Source organism: Mesorhizobium sp. LEGMi-168a, from assembly GCF_058312955.1.
On the sequence record NZ_JBZEGV010000017.1, the window covers coordinates 1 to 15055 of the forward strand.

Here is a 15055-nt window from a genome sequence, read left to right on the forward strand (position 1 = left end):
TGTCGAGCGTAGCTCGACGGAGTGGGGGTCGACTATTCATCAGGCCGAGACGAAGGATCAAAAATCGGTCGGCGCGCCGCCTTCGGCGCGGCGCTTTTCGACGAAGTCGTTGAGCTCTTCGCGGATGGCCGGGTCCATATACGGCTCTTCGTAGGCGGCAAGGCGCTCCTTCCACACCTTGTTGGTGCGCTCCAAGGCCGTCGGCGAGCCCGCCTCTGTCCAGGTCTCGAAATTGCGCCAGTCGGAGACGATCGGCGAGTAGAAGGCGGTCTTGTAGCGCTCCTGCGTGTGCTGGGTGCCGAAGAAATGGCCGCCGGGGCCGACCGACTGGATGGCGTCGAAGCCGAGCGCATCCTGCGAGAGATCGAGCGGGGTGAGGAACTCGGCCACCATCTGCAACAGATCGATGTCGAGAATGGTCTTTTCGTAGGAGCAGCGCAGGCCGCCTTCCAGCCAGCCGGCCCCGTGCATCATCAGATTGCCGCCGCCCTGGATGGCGCCCCACAGCGAGAAGACGCTTTCGTAGGCCGCCTGCGCGTCGACCGTGTTGGCGGCGCAGGTGTTCGAGGTGCGGTAGGGGATATTGTAGCGGCGGGCGAGCTGGCCGCCGACAAGCTGCGCCTTCATGTATTCCGGCGTGCCGAAGGCCGGCGCGCCGGATTTCATGTCGACATTGGAAGTGAAGCCGCCATAGCCGACCGGCGCGCCTTTTTTCACCATCTGCGCGAAGGCGATACCGGAGAGCGCCTCGGCGTTCTGCTGCACCAGCGCGCCGGCGATGGTGACGGGCGCCATGGCGCCGGAGAGTGTGAACGGGGTGACGATCACCGCCTGGCCCATGCTCGCCATCTGGATGATGCCTTCCATCATCGGCACGTCGAGCTTGAGCGGCGAATTGGTGTTGATGATGGTGAAGACGGACGGCTCCTGCATCAGCTGCTCGCGGCTGACGCCGCGTGCAATGCGGGCGATCTCGATGCCGTCGACATTGCGTTCCTTGCCGAGCGAATAGATGTGGAAGACCTTGTCGGTCAGCATGGCGAGGTCGCGGATGCATTCGAGATGCCGGACCGAGGGATGGATGTCGATCGGCTCGACCGGATAGCCGCCAGTGCACTGCAGGATGTTGTGCATCTGCGCCAGACGCAGGAAGTTGCGGTAGTCGGCCTGGTTGCCGGGCCGCCGGCCACGATCGAGGTCGGAGCAATTGGGCGCCGAGGCCATCATCGAAAGGATGACGTTGTTGCCGCCGAACCGCACATTGTGCGCCGGGTTGCGGGCATGGAGCGTGAATTCGGGCGGGCAGTTGGAAATGAGATCGAGGATCATGTCGCTGTCGAAGCGCACGCGCTCGCTGCCTTCGCGCACGTCGGCGCCATGCGCCTTCATGATGCGGCGGGCTTCCTCATGCAGTACGTCGACGCCGATCTCCTTCAGCACGCGCAGCGAGGCGAGGTGGATCGACTCCAGCTCGTCGTCGGACACAAATTTCGTCGGCGTCAGCGGGTTCTTCAGCTGCCGGAACGGCGGCTGCTCGAACGCCGCCGATCCGCCGGCACGCTTTCCCGCACGGCCGCCGCGGCGGGCGCGATCTGTTGCCAATGCCGGTTCGGCGGGATGAAGGGCGGCAGTCATGAGAAGCCTCGTGAGGATGCGAAAGTGGCCGGCATAATGGACCGGCGGCAATCTCGCCGGTAAGGAGGCGGCGACCACTAGGGCGAGGGAAGCGACATGACGAAACGGCATCCGCTGGCTTGCCGAATTGCCGCCGCTGAAGCACCGGCACGGCTTTTGTCGCTGCGTTCGACCGCTCTCATCGGGCCGGCGCTCCTGACAGGTATCGGCTGGAGCATGCGCTTTTGCCGGCGGTGGGCCTTACGGCAATCGCCGACAACGGCTAAGCCTCCGAGCGATTGGAGCAGGGATGATGGCTCTGGCAAAATCGGAGAGCGGCGAGAGGGTGCAATGGGCGGCGATCACCGGCGTGATCGCGACCGTATCCGTGTTCGCCATCGCGCAGGGGCTCTCCTATCCGCTGCTCAGCTTCATCCTGCAGCGGCAGGGCGTGTCGCCGGCTGTGATCGGCCTGTCGGCGGCGATGACGCCGGTCGGTTTCATTCTGTCCTCGCCGCTGATCCCGGGGCTGGCGCGCCGGTTCGGGGCAGGGCGCACCGTGCTCGCTTGCGCCGTGTTGTCGGCGTTGGTGCTGGCGCTGATCGGCTGGACGCAAGACGTCTATTTGTGGTTTCCGCTGCGCTTCCTGATCGGCGTGGTGACCAATCCGCTTTATGTGCTCAGCGAAATTTGGGTGATCGCGCTGGCGCCGCCATCGCGGCGCGGGCGCGTCATGGGCATCTATTCGACCATCATCTCGGCGGGCTTCGCGGCAGGTCCGCTCTGCCTGCTGGCGGTCGGCACCGAAGGCTGGCCACCGTTCCTGGTCGGCATCTTTGCCTTCCTCTTCTGCGGCGCCTGCCTGGCGATTGTGGTGAAGAGGCTGCCCAAGGTCGACGAGGCCGGCGAGAACGTTTCGGTGCTGGGCTTCATGCCGCTCGCCTGGCTGCTTTTGTCGGCGGTCGTCGTCGCCGCCGGGTTCGAACAGGCGGTGCTGGCGCTGCTTCCCGTCTACGGCACGCATTACGGCATTCCCGAGGCGCGCATGTCGGCGCTGCTCTCGATGATGATTGCCGGCAACATCGCCATGCAGGTGCCGCTCGGCCTGCTCGCCGAGAGGCTGACGGCCCGCCTCGTGCGGTTCGGCTGCGTTTCGGTGACGGTCCTCGGCTGCGCGCTCCTGCCGATGCTGATCGAGACGCCGCTGATCTGGCCCAGCGTTTTCATCTGGGGTGCCGTGTCCTACGGCATCTACACCATGTCCATCATTGAGCTCGGCGAACGTTTTGCGGGCTCGGCGCTGGTCGCCGGCAACGCCGCCTTCTCGCTGATGTGGGGCGTTGGCGGTATCCTCGTGCCGCCGCTCACCGGCGGTGTCATGGATGTCATCGGCGCGGCGGGTCTTCCGGTGACGCTCGGCGCGATCTGCGCGGCATTGGCGGCTACGACCATCATTCGCAGGCGGGTGGTGTAGGCCAGGCTGCCGCCGAACGGCTCAGGTGATCTGCTCTTGAATGTTCGCGCGGCGAACGCGATGTAGGCAAGGCCTGCCAGATGACATCCCGGAGACCTGCATGACCAGCCCGATGACCAAAACCCAGCCCGCGCCGGCGGCCGAGGACAGCTTCCTCTGGCTGGAAGACCGCGACAGCAAGGAAGCACTCGACTGGGTTCATCGCCAGAATGCGGTGACGGTCGCCGAACTGAAGGGCGATCCTTCTTACCAGGCGGCATTCGAGACCGCGCTCGACCTGATGACGGCCGAGGACAATATCCCGGTTGGGGCGGCCCTTGCCGGCCATGTCTATAATTTCTGGCAGGACAAGACCAACGCGCTGGGCCTGTGGCGGCGCACGCCGGTTGCTTCCTACAAGACCGACAAGCCGGACTGGGAGACGATCATCGATTTCGATGCGCTCTCAGCCGAGGACGGCGTGAAATGGGTGTTCGGCGGCGCCAGTCGGCTCTATCCGGATTTCGACCGCTGCCTGCTCTACATGTCGCCGGACGGCGGCGATGCCAGCGAGATGCGCGAGTTCGACATCGCGACAAAATCCTTCGTCGCGGACGGCTTTCGCGCGCCGGCCTCGAAGTCGGGTTTTTCCTGGCTGGACAAGGACACGGTGATCGTCTCGGCGGCTTTCGAGGAGGAAGACAAGACCCAATCCGGCTATCCGCGTGTGATCAAGCTCTGGCGGCGCGGCACGAAGCTGGAAGACGCAACGCCGATCTTCGAGGGCGAGAAGCAGCATCTCGCGGTCGGCGGCGGCGTGGATTTCGACGGCGACAAACGGCATGTGCTGCTTGGCAAGACCATCGACTTCTTCACCTCGCACAGCTTCCTGCGCCTGCCCTCGGGCGAAAACAGACGCGTCCCGTTGCCGGACGACGCCACCGACACGGCGATCTTCAAGGGCCAGCTCGTCTTCGGCGTGCGTAGCCCGTGGACAGCATTCGACGGCACGCGCTGCCTGCCCGACGGGCTCTACTCCGTGGATTTCGACCGCTGGATCGAAACCGGCGTGTTTGGACCATTCGAGACCGTGCTTGAACCGGCCCATCGCGTTTCCATCGCTGGCCTCGCCAGGACACAAGACCGGCTGTTCATCAACCTGATGGACAATGTACGGGGCAAGGTCGTCGTTTGTGATCGCACCGAGAAGGGCTGGTCGCTGACGCCGGTCGGCCTGCCCGACAACGGCAATGTCGGCATCGGCCATGCCGAGCATTTCGGTTCCAGCGTTTCCTTCTCCTTCACCGACTTCCTGACGCCCAGCTCGATCATCTGGTCGGACGACGATGGCGAGATGCTTCAAACGGTGAAATCGCAGCCGGCGCGCTTCGACGCCTCGCCCTATGTCTCGGAGCAGTTCGAGGCGCGCTCGAAGGACGGCACGATGATCCCGTACTTCGTCGTCAGGCGGCGTGATCAGAAGGGGCCGGTGCCGGCGCTGCTCTACGGCTATGGCGGCTTCGAAGTGCCGCTGCTGCCCGGCTATGCCGGCATCCGCGGCAGGCTCTGGCTGGACAAAGGCAATGCCTATGTGCAGGCCAATATCCGTGGCGGCGGCGAGTTCGGCCCGGCCTGGCATCAGGCGGCGCTCAAGGGTAATCGCCAGAAGGCTTTCGACGATTTCGCCGCGGTGGCGCAGGATGTGGTCAAGCGCGGCATCACCACGGCGTCTCAGCTCGGCATCCAGGGCGGCTCGAATGGCGGCCTGCTCACCGGTGTGTCGCTGACTCAGCGGCCGGATCTGTTCGGCGCCGTCATCATCGACGTGCCGCTGCTCGACATGCTGCGCTATACCGAACTGCCGCCCGGCGCCTCGTGGATCGCGGAATATGGCGACCCGTCGAAGCCGGAGGAGGCGGCATGGCTTGGCGCCTATTCGCCCTATCAGCATGTCGCGGCGGATGCCGCCTATCCGCCAGTGCTCCTGATGACCTCGACCGCCGACGACCGCGTCCATCCCGGCCATGCGCGCAAGATGGCGGCGCGGCTGCAGGCCGCCGGCCACGACAGGACGTTGTTCTTCGAGGAGACCGAAGGCGGACATGGCGGGCGCGGCGACCGCCGTCCGCAGGCCGCCCAAACCGCGATGCGCTATGTTTTCCTGCAACGGGCGCTCGCGGGTACGGCTTGAATTCGGGGGTGTAGGCGGCATAAGCTGCCGCCATGGTCCGCTTCAGCACATCAGGTGCCTTCGGGGTCGCGGTGACGCCGTCACCGCGGACCCTTCGTGCCGAGCTTTTGCGGCTGTGCGCCCGCATCGGCTATTCGCCGCCTGCCTTCCTCTGACGAATCCGCCCCGGCTGCTGCCGGATTGATTCAAGAGGAAAGATCAAACCGATGACCTATCAGAACTATTCGCTGAAACAGCTTCAGCAGATCGATGCCGCGCATCACCTTCATCCCTTCACCGACCACAAGGAGCTGCGCGAGGCGGGCTCCCGCATCATCACCCGTGCCAACGGCCCGTTCATTTACGATGCCGACGGCACCGAAATCCTCGACGGCATGGCGGGCCTCTGGTGCGTCAATGTCGGCTATGGCCGCGACGAGCTTGCCGAGGCGGCTTACGCGCAGATGAAGGAGCTGCCTTACTACAACTCCTTCTTCAAATGCTCGACGCCGACGCCCGTGCTCTTGTCGAAGAAGCTGGCCGAGCTGGCGCCCAAGCATGTCGGCCAGGTTTTCTACGGCTCGTCCGGCTCGGAGGCCAACGACACGGCGCTGCGGCTCGTGCGCCACTATTGGGCACTCGAAGGCAAGCCGGAGAAGAACCGCATCATCTCGCGCAAGATGGGCTATCACGGCTCGACGATCGCCGGCACTTCGCTGGGCGGCATGGAGCCGATGCACAAGCAGCTCGGCGGCGCGGTGCCCAACATCGTCCATGTGATGATGCCCTATGCGTATGAGCTCGCGCTGCCCGGCGAAAGCGACCATGATTTCGGCCTGCGCGCGGCGAAGGCCGTCGAGGACGCGATCCTCGAAGCCGGCGCCGACAAGGTCGCTGCCTTCATCGGCGAGCCGGTGATGGGCGCCGGCGGGGTAAAAATCCCGCCGATGAGTTACTGGCCCGAGGTGCAGCGCATCTGCCGCAAATACGATGTGCTGTTGATGCTCGACGAGGTGATCACCGGTTATGGCCGCACCGGTGAATGGTTCGCGGCGCAGACCTTCGACGTCGAGCCTGACACCATCACCACCGCCAAGGCGCTGACCTCAGGCTACCAGCCGCTGTCGGCGCTGCTGGTCGGCGACCGCATCAGCAAGACGCTGGTGGAGAAGGGTGGCGAGTTCTACCACGGCTACACCTATTCCGGTCATCCGGTGGCCTGCGCAGTGGCGCTGAAGAACCTCGAGATCATCGAACGGGAAGGCCTTGTCGATCGCGTCAGGAACGACACCGGTCCCTATTTCGCGCAGGCGCTGCAGGAGCGCATCGCCGGCCACAGGCTGGTCGGCGAGGTGCGCTCGATCGGCCTGATGGGCGCGATCGAGATCGTCAAGGACAAGGCGACCAAGGAACGCTTCTTGCCGTCGGGAAGCGCCGCCGTCGTTGTGCGCGACCATGCGATCGCGCAAGGCATGATGCTGCGCGCCACCGGCGACACGATGATCCTGTCGCCGCCGCTGATCTGGACGCGCGACACGATCGATATGGCCTGCGAGCGCATCGCCAAGGCGCTCGACCTTGCCGAGGCGGATCTGCGGAAGCGGTGAACAATGCGCCGGGCGCCCTACAGGACGGGCGCCCGAAGGCCCGATTCTTCCGCGTGCGGCGAAGCCATTCCGAAACGCAAAAACCGCGCCCCAACGGGAACGCGGCTTTGCCAGATACGCATGGCGTTTCGCGACGAGAGACTTGCGAAACTTACGGGCTCCGGTACGCGAGACCTTGATCCGGAGCGCCGGGCGGTTGCGATGTCCGCCTCGCAGTCCGTTTTAAAGACACATCGTTACCGGTGAGTTATCGAGAGCTTAAGCAAATCTAAATTTGCCGGCTTTCTGCCGAAAAAACTGGCTAATAACTCTTTGCAAGCAGCAGCTTAGGTTTTATCGCCGCGCAGGAAATTTATAATGCCGGAAAAATCGACGCCGGCATTCCCTTGCGCGTTGAACAGCGCGTAGAGCTGCGTCGCTTCTGCGCCCAGAGGCGTCGCCGCGCCGGCGCTTTGCGCGGCTTCCTGCGAAAGCTTCAGGTCCTTCAGCATGAGGGCCGCGGCAAAGCCGGGCTTGTAGTCGCGGTTGGCGGGCGATGCCGGGACAGGGCCGGGCACCGGGCAATAGGTGGTGAGCGACCAGCACTGGCCGGAGGAGGTGGAAGCGACGTCGAACAGCGCCTGATGCGACAGGCCGAGCTTTTCGGCCAGCACAAAGGCCTCGGCGACGCCGATCATCGAGATGCCGAGGATCATGTTGTTGCAGATCTTGGCGGCCTGGCCGGCGCCGTCGCCGCCGCAATGGACGATGCGGCCGGCCATCGGCTTGAGGATCGGCTCGGCGGCGGCGAATGCCGCGTCCGAGCCGCCGGCCATGAAGGTCAGCGTGCCGGCGGCGGCGCCGCCGGTGCCGCCGGAGACTGGCGCGTCGATCGATGGCAAGCCATGCTTCGCCGCAATGGCGTGGGCCTTGCGTGCCGATTCGACATCGATGGTCGAGGACTCGATGAGCAGCGCGCCTTTCTTGGCCTTCGGCGCAATGTCCTCGTAGACCGACAGCACATGCTTGCCGGCCGGCAGCATGGTGATCACCACGTCGGCGTCCTTCACGGCGGCGACGGCGTTGGCCATCACGGTGACGCCATGCTCTTTCGCAATAGTCAGGTTCTCGGGAACGAGATCGAAACCCAGCACCGTATGCCCCGCCTTGACCAGATTGGCGGCCATCGGATTGCCCATGTTGCCGAGGCCGATGAAGGCAATGGTGGTCATGATGGTGCTCCGTGCAGCTGGGTGGTGAATAGTGAATAGTGAATAGTGAATAGTCAGTAGTCTATAGTCTATAGTCTATAGTCTATAGTCTATAGTCTATAGTCTATAGTCTATAGTCTCTAGTATGTCCTAGATGACAACTCACTACTCACTACTCACTAAATTCTCTACCGCCCAATCAAAGCTCGCGCGATGATGACGCGCATGATCTCGTTGGTGCCTTCGAGGATCTGGTGGACGCGCAGGTCGCGCACCAGCTTTTCGATGCCGTAGTCGTGCAGATAGCCATAGCCGCCGTGCAACTGCAGTGCCTGGTTGGCGACGTCGAAGCCGATATCGGTGACGAAGCGCTTGGCCATGGCCGACCATTTGCCGGCATCCGGCGCTTTGCGGTCGAGCTTCGAGGCGGCGGCATAGAGGAAGATGCGGGCAGCCTGCAGCTCCGTCTCCATGTCGGCCAGCCTGAACTGCAGCGCCTGGAACTGGTTGATCTTCGATCCGAAAGCCTTGCGCTCGGCCGTATAGGCGAGCGCCTTGTCGAGCGCCGACTGCGCCCCGCCCAGCGAGCAGGCGGCGATGTTGAGCCGGCCGCCGTCGAGCCCGGCCATGGCGATGCCGAAACCGGCGCCTTCGGTGGCGAGCAGGTTTTCGGCCGGCACCTTGCAGTCCTCGAAGATGACCTGGCGGGTCGACTGCATGTGCCAGCCCATCTTGTGCTCGTTGGCGCCGAAGGATAGGCCCGGCGCATCTTTCGGCACGACCAGGGTCGAAATGCCTTTCGGTCCGTCGCCGCCGGTGCGCGCCATGACGACATAGAGGTCGCTGTCACCGGCGCCGGAAATGAACTGCTTGGCGCCGTTCAAGACATAGTCGCCGCCGTCCTTCACCGCCCGCGTCTTCAGCGCTGCGGCATCCGAGCCGGAGCCGGGCTCGGTCAGGCAATAGCTCGCCAGCCATTCCATCGAGGTCAGCTTGGGCAGGAAGCGCTGGCGCTGGTCGTCGCTGCCGAAGCGGTCGATCATCGACGCGGCCATGTTGTGGATAGAGATGAAGGACGAGAAAGCCGGATCGGCGCGGGCCAGCGCCTCGAAGATCAGCACCGCATCGAGGCGCCCGAGCGCCGAGCCGCCGACATCGTCGCGCACATAGATGCCGCCAAGGCCGAGCGGCCCGGTTTCGCGGATCACGTCGGCTGGAAAGTGCTTGGCCCGGTCCCAGTCGAGTGCGTTCGGCGCGACACGGTCGGCGGCGAATGCCTCTGCCATCTCCTGGATGGCACGCTGTTCCTCGGTGAGTTCGAATTGGCCAGTGCCCGCATCGACTGCCGCGTCCATGGCGTGCTCCCTGTCGTTTCAGGCCTTGTGGCCTGTCGTTTTTGGCTTTGCGCAGCGATCAATCTAGACCAATGATGCCGCCGCGCAACCCGGTCGCCCGCGGACCGGCTGTGCATGGATTGATCAACGGAGCCGTGCGTGCCGACAGTTTTCGATCAGTTGCTGGACCGGTTCCACAACTACCTCGCCGGCGTCGGCAGTGTGCTGGTCGCGGATGAGGTCGCGCGCATCGACTGGGACATGCCCTCCCGTCCGCTCGATCCGCATCAGCTTCCTTGCCTTCGCTATCTCGATCGTATTGCCGAACTGGCGCCGCCGGACGCCAGGCCGTTGGCGGAATTCCTCGCGATGCATCGCAACGAATTGCGCTGGGGCCAGACCTATAGCGCAGCCGATTTCGGCGCGGAATTCCTGACCAGATATGGCTGGCTGGAAGTGTTCGGCATGCGCGGGCATTTCGTCAATGACGCGGTCGCTGCCGGCCTGCTGATCCTCGGGCCCGGCATCGTCTATCCCGACCATCATCACATCGCCGAGGAGATCTACATTCCGCTGACCGGCGGCACCGAATGGCGCATGGGCGAGGGCGGCTTTCGCGCTCGCGAGGCCGGCGAGATCATCCACCATGCGTCCAATGTCAGTCACGCCATGCGCACGGGCAAGGAGCCGTTGATGGCGCTCTATGTCTGGCGCGACGGACCGTTGGCGCAGAAGTCGACCATCGGCTCGGAGGGCAGGAACTGATGGCCAAGGCGATCATGCTGCAGGGCACCGGCTCGGATGTCGGCAAGACCGTGCTGGTGGCGGGGCTCTGCCGGGCCGCGAGGAAACGCGGACTGAAGGTCAGGCCGTTCAAGCCGCAGAACATGTCGAACAATGCCGCCGTCGCCCATATCCCTGGCGACAACCGGCCCGGCGGCGGCGAGATCGGCCGCGGGCAATGGCTGCAGGCGCTGGCCTGCGGAGTCCGGCCGACGGTGCACATGAACCCGGTACTGCTCAAGCCGCAAAGTGACATCGGCTCGCAAGTCGTGGTGCAGGGCAAGGTGTTCGGCGAGGCGCGGGCGCGCGACTATCAGGCGATGAAAGCGCAACTGATGGACGCGGTGCTCGGTTCCTGGGCGAAGGTCGGGGAGGGCGCCGATCTCGTCATCGTCGAGGGCGCCGGCTCGCCCGCCGAGATCAATCTCCGCAGCCGCGACATCGCCAATATGGGCTTTGCGACGCGCGCCAATGTGCCGGTGGTGCTCGTCGGCGACATCGATCGCGGCGGCGTCATCGCCTCGGTCGCCGGTACGCATCTGATCCTGCCGGAGGAGGACCGGCGCATGATCGCCGGCTACCTCATCAACAAGTTCCGCGGCGACGTCTCGCTGTTCGAGGACGGGATCAAAGCGATCGAAAAATTCACCGGCTGGCGCTGCTTCGGCGTGGTGCCGTGGCTGAGGGCGGCCGCGCGGCTGCCGTCGGAGGATTCGGTCGTGCTCGAACGCCTCGCTTCCGGCGAGAAGCGGGCGCTGAAGGTGGCGGTGCCGATGCTTTCGCGCATCGCCAATTTCGATGATCTCGATCCGCTCAAGGCAGAGCCGGAGGTCGAGGTGGTGTTTGTGCCGCCGGGCGAGAAGCTGCCGGAGGACGCCGGGCTGGTGGTCATCCCCGGCTCGAAGTCGACCATTGGCGATCTGATAAAATTCCGCGAGAATGGCTGGGATCGCGACCTCCTTGCACATCGCAAGCGCGGCGGCCATGTCGTCGGTATTTGTGGCGGCTATCAGATGCTTGGACGCATGGTGCGCGATCCCGACGGCATCGAAGGCAGCGTCACCGAAGCGGAAGGTCTCGGCCTGCTCGATATCGAGACGGTGATGGAGCCGGAAAAGACGGTGCGCAATTCAAGCGCCCATTCGATGCAGTTCGGCCTGCCGCTCGAAGGCTATGAGATCCACCTCGGCCGCACCACCGGCCCGGATACGGCGCGGCCGTCGGCGATCATCAACGGCATCGAGGACGGCGCGGTCTCCGCCGACGGCAAGGTCATTGGAACCTATCTGCACGGGCTGTTTTCCGCCGACGCGTTCCGCGCCGCCTACCTGGAAAGCCTCGGCGTCAGGGGCGGCGGCATCGACTACCGCGCCGAGGTCGAGAACGCGCTGGACGAGGTCGCGGCCGAGCTGGAGAGGCATCTCGACTGCGACGCGATCTTTGCCTTGGCGCGATAGGTCTGGTTCCACCGCACGGGAGCTGGACCGGCCGGATATGCCTGAGGATCGCGTGCCTTGGTAATTAGCCGAGCCGCCTATGCGGTCGTCATTCTATGGCGGAGCAAGGAGCGAAGCGACGCGCGCAGACCATAGAATCCATTCCGTGACGTCAAGTCGTTGCAACCGTGCAGAATTCTGCTCCGCTGCATTCCTCGGCGGAAGCAACGGAATGGATCCTCGGGTCTCCGCGACGGAGCTTCGCTCCTGCTTCGCCCGTGGATGACGAAGTTGAGGCGCTGTCGCCATCCCCAATCTCAGCGAGACTTCCTACGCCTTCTCCCCGGCCTTCGGCCAATAGGTGCCGAAGGACCAGACATTGCCTTCCGGGTCGAGGCAAATGAACTCGCGGCTGCCATAGTCGCGCTCGACCAGGTCTTGGATGATTTTGGCGCCGGCTCTCTTGGCTTTGGCATAGGCGGCATCGGCGTCATTGACGGCGATGTAGATCGACTTGCCTCCGCCGCCGCCCGGCTCGCCGACCATCTTGCCGTAGTCGTCGTCGCGGGCCGTGCCCAGCATGATCATCGAGGAACCGAAGGTCAGCTCGGCGTGGTGGACGATATCGCCTTCGCCATAGCGGGCGCGCACCTCAAAGCCGAAGGCATCGCAGAGCCAGTCGATCATCCGGGCGGCGTTCCTGTAGCGCAGGGCGGGATAAATGCGGGGTGCTTCGGTTGCCGTGGGCATGAACGAACTCCTTGTCTCGGTCGATGAGCCCAGTGTCGACGAAAGCCCTTCCCACGTCTTGAAGAAATGTTACCTCCCTGGGGGCAGAGGCTTTTTTTGTTTTGACGCAATTCCGGACGGAAAACCGTTTCACACTTTTCCTGGAATTGCTCTAAGCCAGCGCAGCGAGCGCGGTCGGCGTTTCGCCGGCAAGCTGGCGGAACTCGCGCACCAGATGCGCCTGGTCGGCATAGCCGCAATCGGCGGCGATGCCGGCCCAGTCGTCTTCCTGCCGCTTCGATTGCGAAAGCGCACAGTTGAAGCGCACGATGCGCGACAATGTCTTCGGCCCGATGCCGATCGCATCAGAGAATTTTGCCGTGAGATGCTTGCGGCTCCAGCCGATCTCTCGAGCAAGCGCCGAAATCCGGGCGCGGCCACCGGAAGCGATGACCGTCCTGTAGGCCCAGGCGACTTCGGACGAAAGCGCGTTGGCTTCCGCAAGACGCCTGGCGACGAAGCCTTCGGCGATGGCAAAGCGTGCGTCCCAATCCCGTGCTTCGCCTAGCCGTTCGCGCAATGCGATGCCCTCGAAGCCCAGCGCATCGTCGAGGCCGATCATGCGGTCTCTGAGCTCGCTCATCGGCAGACCGAAGAATCGCCTTGCGCCAAGCGGGGTGAAATTGACCTGGACGCAGCTGGAACCGCCGAAGGATTCGATCACGACAGGACCGGCATAGAGACCGGCGGCGAAACTGGCGAAACGGTCGTTGTCGCCGGGATCGCGGCCGAGCCCGATGGCGAAGGCCTCGGCGAAGCTGATCACCAGCGGCACGGTGAGCGAGGCATATTCGACGATGCGGAAATGGCCGGGCCATATCTCGCGGTAGCCGCAGATATCGGTGACAATGCCCGCCAGCGAGGCGGCGGGCTTGCGCCGGACCATCTCGAAATGGAGGGCCGGGGACCGATTGTCTTGTCGATGGCGCTCTGTCTCGTCGGACATCGGTCGAGCCTAGCAGACCATGCCCACGAATCAAAAGCGCCCGGCAGGGCCGGGCGCTTCGAGTTGCCAGAGATTGGTGTGCTCAGGCGCCGCGCATCAGGCAGCCGGCGGCAAGCACGATATAGGCGATGAGCATGATCCACACCGCCGCGAGAGGAATGAACGCAAGAAGGCCAAGAGCGGCAAGAAGGCCGATGATGGCGATGACCAACGAAATAATGAACACGATCTGGGTGGGTGCACTGAGATTCATGTCTGTCCCTCCAACGTGATTCGCACACACGAATTCTACCAGCAGGATCGTCAGACACCAATTAGCTGGCGCAGGGGATTTGCCGGGTCGGCCAAGAGCTTCACCGCCAGCGCCAGGCAGACGATGACCAGCAGCGGCTTGATCAGTTTCGCGCCGATCCTGATCGCCAGGCTCGCGCCCAGGCGGGCGCCGAGGAACTGTGCCACACCCATCATCAGGCCGATCTTCCAGTCGATAACGCCGACGGCGGCGAAGACGACGAAGCCGCCGATGTTGGAGGCGAAGTTGAGCAGCTTGGTGTGGGCGGTCGCCTTGAGCACGCCGTAACCGGCAAGGCTGACGAAGGCGAGCATGTAGAAGGAGCCAGCGCCGGGGCCAAAGAGGCCGTCATAGAAGCCGACAAGCGGCGGAATGATGAGGCCGAACAAGAACGGCGAGAGGCGCTCGGCGCGGTCGACGTCGTTCATATTGGGTTTGAAGGCAAAGTAGAGCGCGATCGCGATCAACAGAATCGGCAAGAGCGCGCGCAGGAAGTTGCCGGGCACCACCGTCGCCAACAGGGCACCGACGGCGCCGCCGACAAGCGCCAGCAGCGCGGACGGAAGCTGTCGGCGCAGATCGACCTGGCCTTTGGCCGCATAGTGGATGGTGGCCGAACCGGAGCCGAACATGCCTTGCAGCTTGTTGGTGCCGAGGGCAGCGACGGGGGAGAAGCCCGCGAGAAGCAGCGCCGGGATGGTGATAAGGCCGCCGCCACCCGCAATCGAGTCGACAAAGCCTGCTGCAAAAGCGGCGGCGGTGAGTATGAAAACAGTCTGCAGGGTAAGGTCGATCATCGGGCTGGGGGTCACGGCGAGGGGAGCCGCAGCTTCCATCATGCCCGACCAGTTTGCGCAAGACCGGTTCCACGCTAGATCGGTTCACCGTTTCACGAAAACGCCGAACCGCTCTATCCTTCGTTTGGCGCAATTCCGGACGGAAAACCGTTTCACACTTTTCCTGGAATTGCGCTAACAATCAGAGCGGAATCGCAAAGGGGAGGCTGATGGCGATGGCGCTGCTGGACCAGATACGCTCGATCTTCGACGGCGATCCGGGCGTGCGCAAGGTGGCGGACGATCCGGTGCTTTCGGCGGAGCTTCTTATGCTGTTCCGCATGATCCTGGCCGACGGCTCGGTCTCGGAGAGCGAGATGGCCGCCTTCCGGCGCATCTGCAAGGAAGCCTTCGGCATCCCCGAAACCTCGATCGACAGCGTCATCGAATATCTCAACGATTTCGGCTACGAGACCAACGGCTCGCAGGCGATCGCCTTGTTCCGCGACCTCGACGTCGAGCGGCGCAAGCTGCTGGCACGCCACATGGCCGAGATCGCCAAGGCCGACGCCAAGCTTGCCGAAAGCGAGGTCAAGCTCCTGCGCCGCACGCTCGACCTGCTCGACATCAGCCCGGTCGATCTGGTCAAGCCGGAGAGCTGAGGG

General features: G+C 64.0%; 13 protein-coding genes. 6 read left to right on the plus strand and 7 right to left on the minus strand.

Annotated elements, in window-relative coordinates; genetic code table 11:
- Window positions 1-57 precede the first annotated feature (57 nt).
- Window positions 58-1635, minus strand: a complete 1578-nt coding sequence (locus tag AC4FWB_RS21095; protein ID WP_491028190.1) for a trimethylamine methyltransferase family protein — start codon at window positions 1633-1635, stop codon at window positions 58-60.
- Between the two features lie 292 nt (window positions 1636-1927).
- Here AC4FWB_RS21095 and AC4FWB_RS21100 point away from each other — a divergent pair, with 292 nt between their 5' ends.
- The 3 genes from AC4FWB_RS21100 to AC4FWB_RS21110 all read left to right on the plus strand — a co-directional run bounded on the left by AC4FWB_RS21100 (window position 1928) and on the right by AC4FWB_RS21110 (window position 6844).
- The gene (locus AC4FWB_RS21100) at window positions 1928-3088 is read left to right on the plus strand and encodes an MFS transporter (protein ID WP_491028308.1); all 1161 of its coding nucleotides are present in this window, start codon (window positions 1928-1930) and stop codon (window positions 3086-3088) included.
- Window positions 3089-3188: 100 nt separating this feature from the next.
- Window positions 3189-5258: a prolyl oligopeptidase family serine peptidase gene (locus AC4FWB_RS21105; RefSeq protein ID WP_491028191.1), complete on the plus strand. Its 2070-nt coding sequence runs from the start codon at window positions 3189-3191 to the stop codon at window positions 5256-5258.
- Window positions 5259-5464: 206 nt separating this feature from the next.
- Window positions 5465-6844, plus strand: a complete 1380-nt coding sequence (locus tag AC4FWB_RS21110; RefSeq protein ID WP_491028192.1) for an aspartate aminotransferase family protein — start codon at window positions 5465-5467, stop codon at window positions 6842-6844.
- A gap of 326 nt (window positions 6845-7170) precedes the next feature.
- Here AC4FWB_RS21110 and mmsB read toward each other — a convergent pair whose 3' ends face one another.
- Window positions 7171-8055 carry a 3-hydroxyisobutyrate dehydrogenase gene (mmsB, locus tag AC4FWB_RS21115; RefSeq protein WP_491028193.1) on the minus strand — a complete coding sequence of 295 codons (885 nt, stop codon included), beginning with the start codon at window positions 8053-8055 and terminating at the stop codon, window positions 7171-7173.
- A gap of 167 nt (window positions 8056-8222) precedes the next feature.
- The gene (locus AC4FWB_RS21120; protein WP_491028194.1) at window positions 8223-9389 is read right to left on the minus strand and encodes an isobutyryl-CoA dehydrogenase; all 1167 of its coding nucleotides are present in this window, start codon (window positions 9387-9389) and stop codon (window positions 8223-8225) included.
- A gap of 138 nt (window positions 9390-9527) precedes the next feature.
- On the opposite strand from AC4FWB_RS21120, the gene AC4FWB_RS21125 reads away from it, so the two are divergent.
- Both AC4FWB_RS21125 and AC4FWB_RS21130 read left to right on the plus strand, forming a co-directional pair.
- On the plus strand, window positions 9528-10133 hold the full coding sequence (locus AC4FWB_RS21125; protein ID WP_491028195.1) for a dimethylsulfonioproprionate lyase family protein: 606 nt from the start codon (window positions 9528-9530) through the stop codon (window positions 10131-10133).
- Window positions 10133-11608: a cobyric acid synthase gene (locus AC4FWB_RS21130; RefSeq protein WP_491028196.1), complete on the plus strand. Its 1476-nt coding sequence runs from the start codon at window positions 10133-10135 to the stop codon at window positions 11606-11608. Before AC4FWB_RS21125 ends, AC4FWB_RS21130 begins: the two co-directional genes overlap by 1 nt.
- 309 nt (window positions 11609-11917) lie before the next feature.
- On the opposite strand, the gene AC4FWB_RS21135 is transcribed toward AC4FWB_RS21130, so the two are convergent.
- The 4 genes from AC4FWB_RS21135 to AC4FWB_RS21150 all read right to left on the minus strand — a co-directional run bounded on the left by AC4FWB_RS21135 (window position 11918) and on the right by AC4FWB_RS21150 (window position 14411).
- Window positions 11918-12337 (minus strand): VOC family protein, encoded by a 420-nt coding sequence (locus tag AC4FWB_RS21135; protein WP_491028197.1) that lies wholly within the window; start codon window positions 12335-12337, stop codon window positions 11918-11920.
- 151 nt (window positions 12338-12488) lie between these two features.
- On the minus strand, window positions 12489-13322 hold the full coding sequence (locus tag AC4FWB_RS21140; protein WP_491028198.1) for a helix-turn-helix domain-containing protein: 834 nt from the start codon (window positions 13320-13322) through the stop codon (window positions 12489-12491).
- An 82-nt stretch (window positions 13323-13404) separates the two neighbouring features.
- Window positions 13405-13575, minus strand: a complete 171-nt coding sequence (locus AC4FWB_RS21145) for a hypothetical protein (protein WP_126093321.1) — start codon at window positions 13573-13575, stop codon at window positions 13405-13407.
- A gap of 50 nt (window positions 13576-13625) precedes the next feature.
- Window positions 13626-14411 carry a TSUP family transporter gene (locus AC4FWB_RS21150; protein ID WP_491028309.1) on the minus strand — a complete coding sequence of 262 codons (786 nt, stop codon included), beginning with the start codon at window positions 14409-14411 and terminating at the stop codon, window positions 13626-13628.
- 209 nt (window positions 14412-14620) lie between these two features.
- On the opposite strand from AC4FWB_RS21150, the gene AC4FWB_RS21155 reads away from it, so the two are divergent.
- Window positions 14621-15052 carry a TerB family tellurite resistance protein gene (locus AC4FWB_RS21155; RefSeq protein ID WP_491028199.1) on the plus strand — a complete coding sequence of 144 codons (432 nt, stop codon included), beginning with the start codon at window positions 14621-14623 and terminating at the stop codon, window positions 15050-15052.
- The last annotated feature ends 3 nt before the right edge of the window (window positions 15053-15055 follow it).

Coding starts and splice junctions, on each gene's coding strand:
- AC4FWB_RS21105 (WP_491028191.1), top strand. CDS start 3,189: ATGACCAGCCCGATGACCAAAACCCAGCCCGCGCCGGCGGCCGAGGAC.
- AC4FWB_RS21095 (WP_491028190.1), bottom strand. CDS start 1,635: ATGACTGCCGCCCTTCATCCCGCCGAACCGGCATTGGCAACAGATCGC.
- AC4FWB_RS21100 (WP_491028308.1), top strand. CDS start 1,928: ATGGCTCTGGCAAAATCGGAGAGCGGCGAGAGGGTGCAATGGGCGGCG.
- AC4FWB_RS21110 (WP_491028192.1), top strand. CDS start 5,465: ATGACCTATCAGAACTATTCGCTGAAACAGCTTCAGCAGATCGATGCC.
- AC4FWB_RS21140 (WP_491028198.1), bottom strand. CDS start 13,322: ATGTCCGACGAGACAGAGCGCCATCGACAAGACAATCGGTCCCCGGCC.
- AC4FWB_RS21155 (WP_491028199.1), top strand. CDS start 14,621: ATGGCGATGGCGCTGCTGGACCAGATACGCTCGATCTTCGACGGCGAT.
- AC4FWB_RS21150 (WP_491028309.1), bottom strand. CDS start 14,411: ATGATCGACCTTACCCTGCAGACTGTTTTCATACTCACCGCCGCCGCT.
- AC4FWB_RS21145 (WP_126093321.1), bottom strand. CDS start 13,575: ATGAATCTCAGTGCACCCACCCAGATCGTGTTCATTATTTCGTTGGTC.
- AC4FWB_RS21120 (WP_491028194.1), bottom strand. CDS start 9,389: ATGGACGCGGCAGTCGATGCGGGCACTGGCCAATTCGAACTCACCGAG.
- AC4FWB_RS21135 (WP_491028197.1), bottom strand. CDS start 12,337: ATGCCCACGGCAACCGAAGCACCCCGCATTTATCCCGCCCTGCGCTAC.
- mmsB (WP_491028193.1), bottom strand. CDS start 8,055: ATGACCACCATTGCCTTCATCGGCCTCGGCAACATGGGCAATCCGATG.
- AC4FWB_RS21130 (WP_491028196.1), top strand. CDS start 10,133: ATGGCCAAGGCGATCATGCTGCAGGGCACCGGCTCGGATGTCGGCAAG.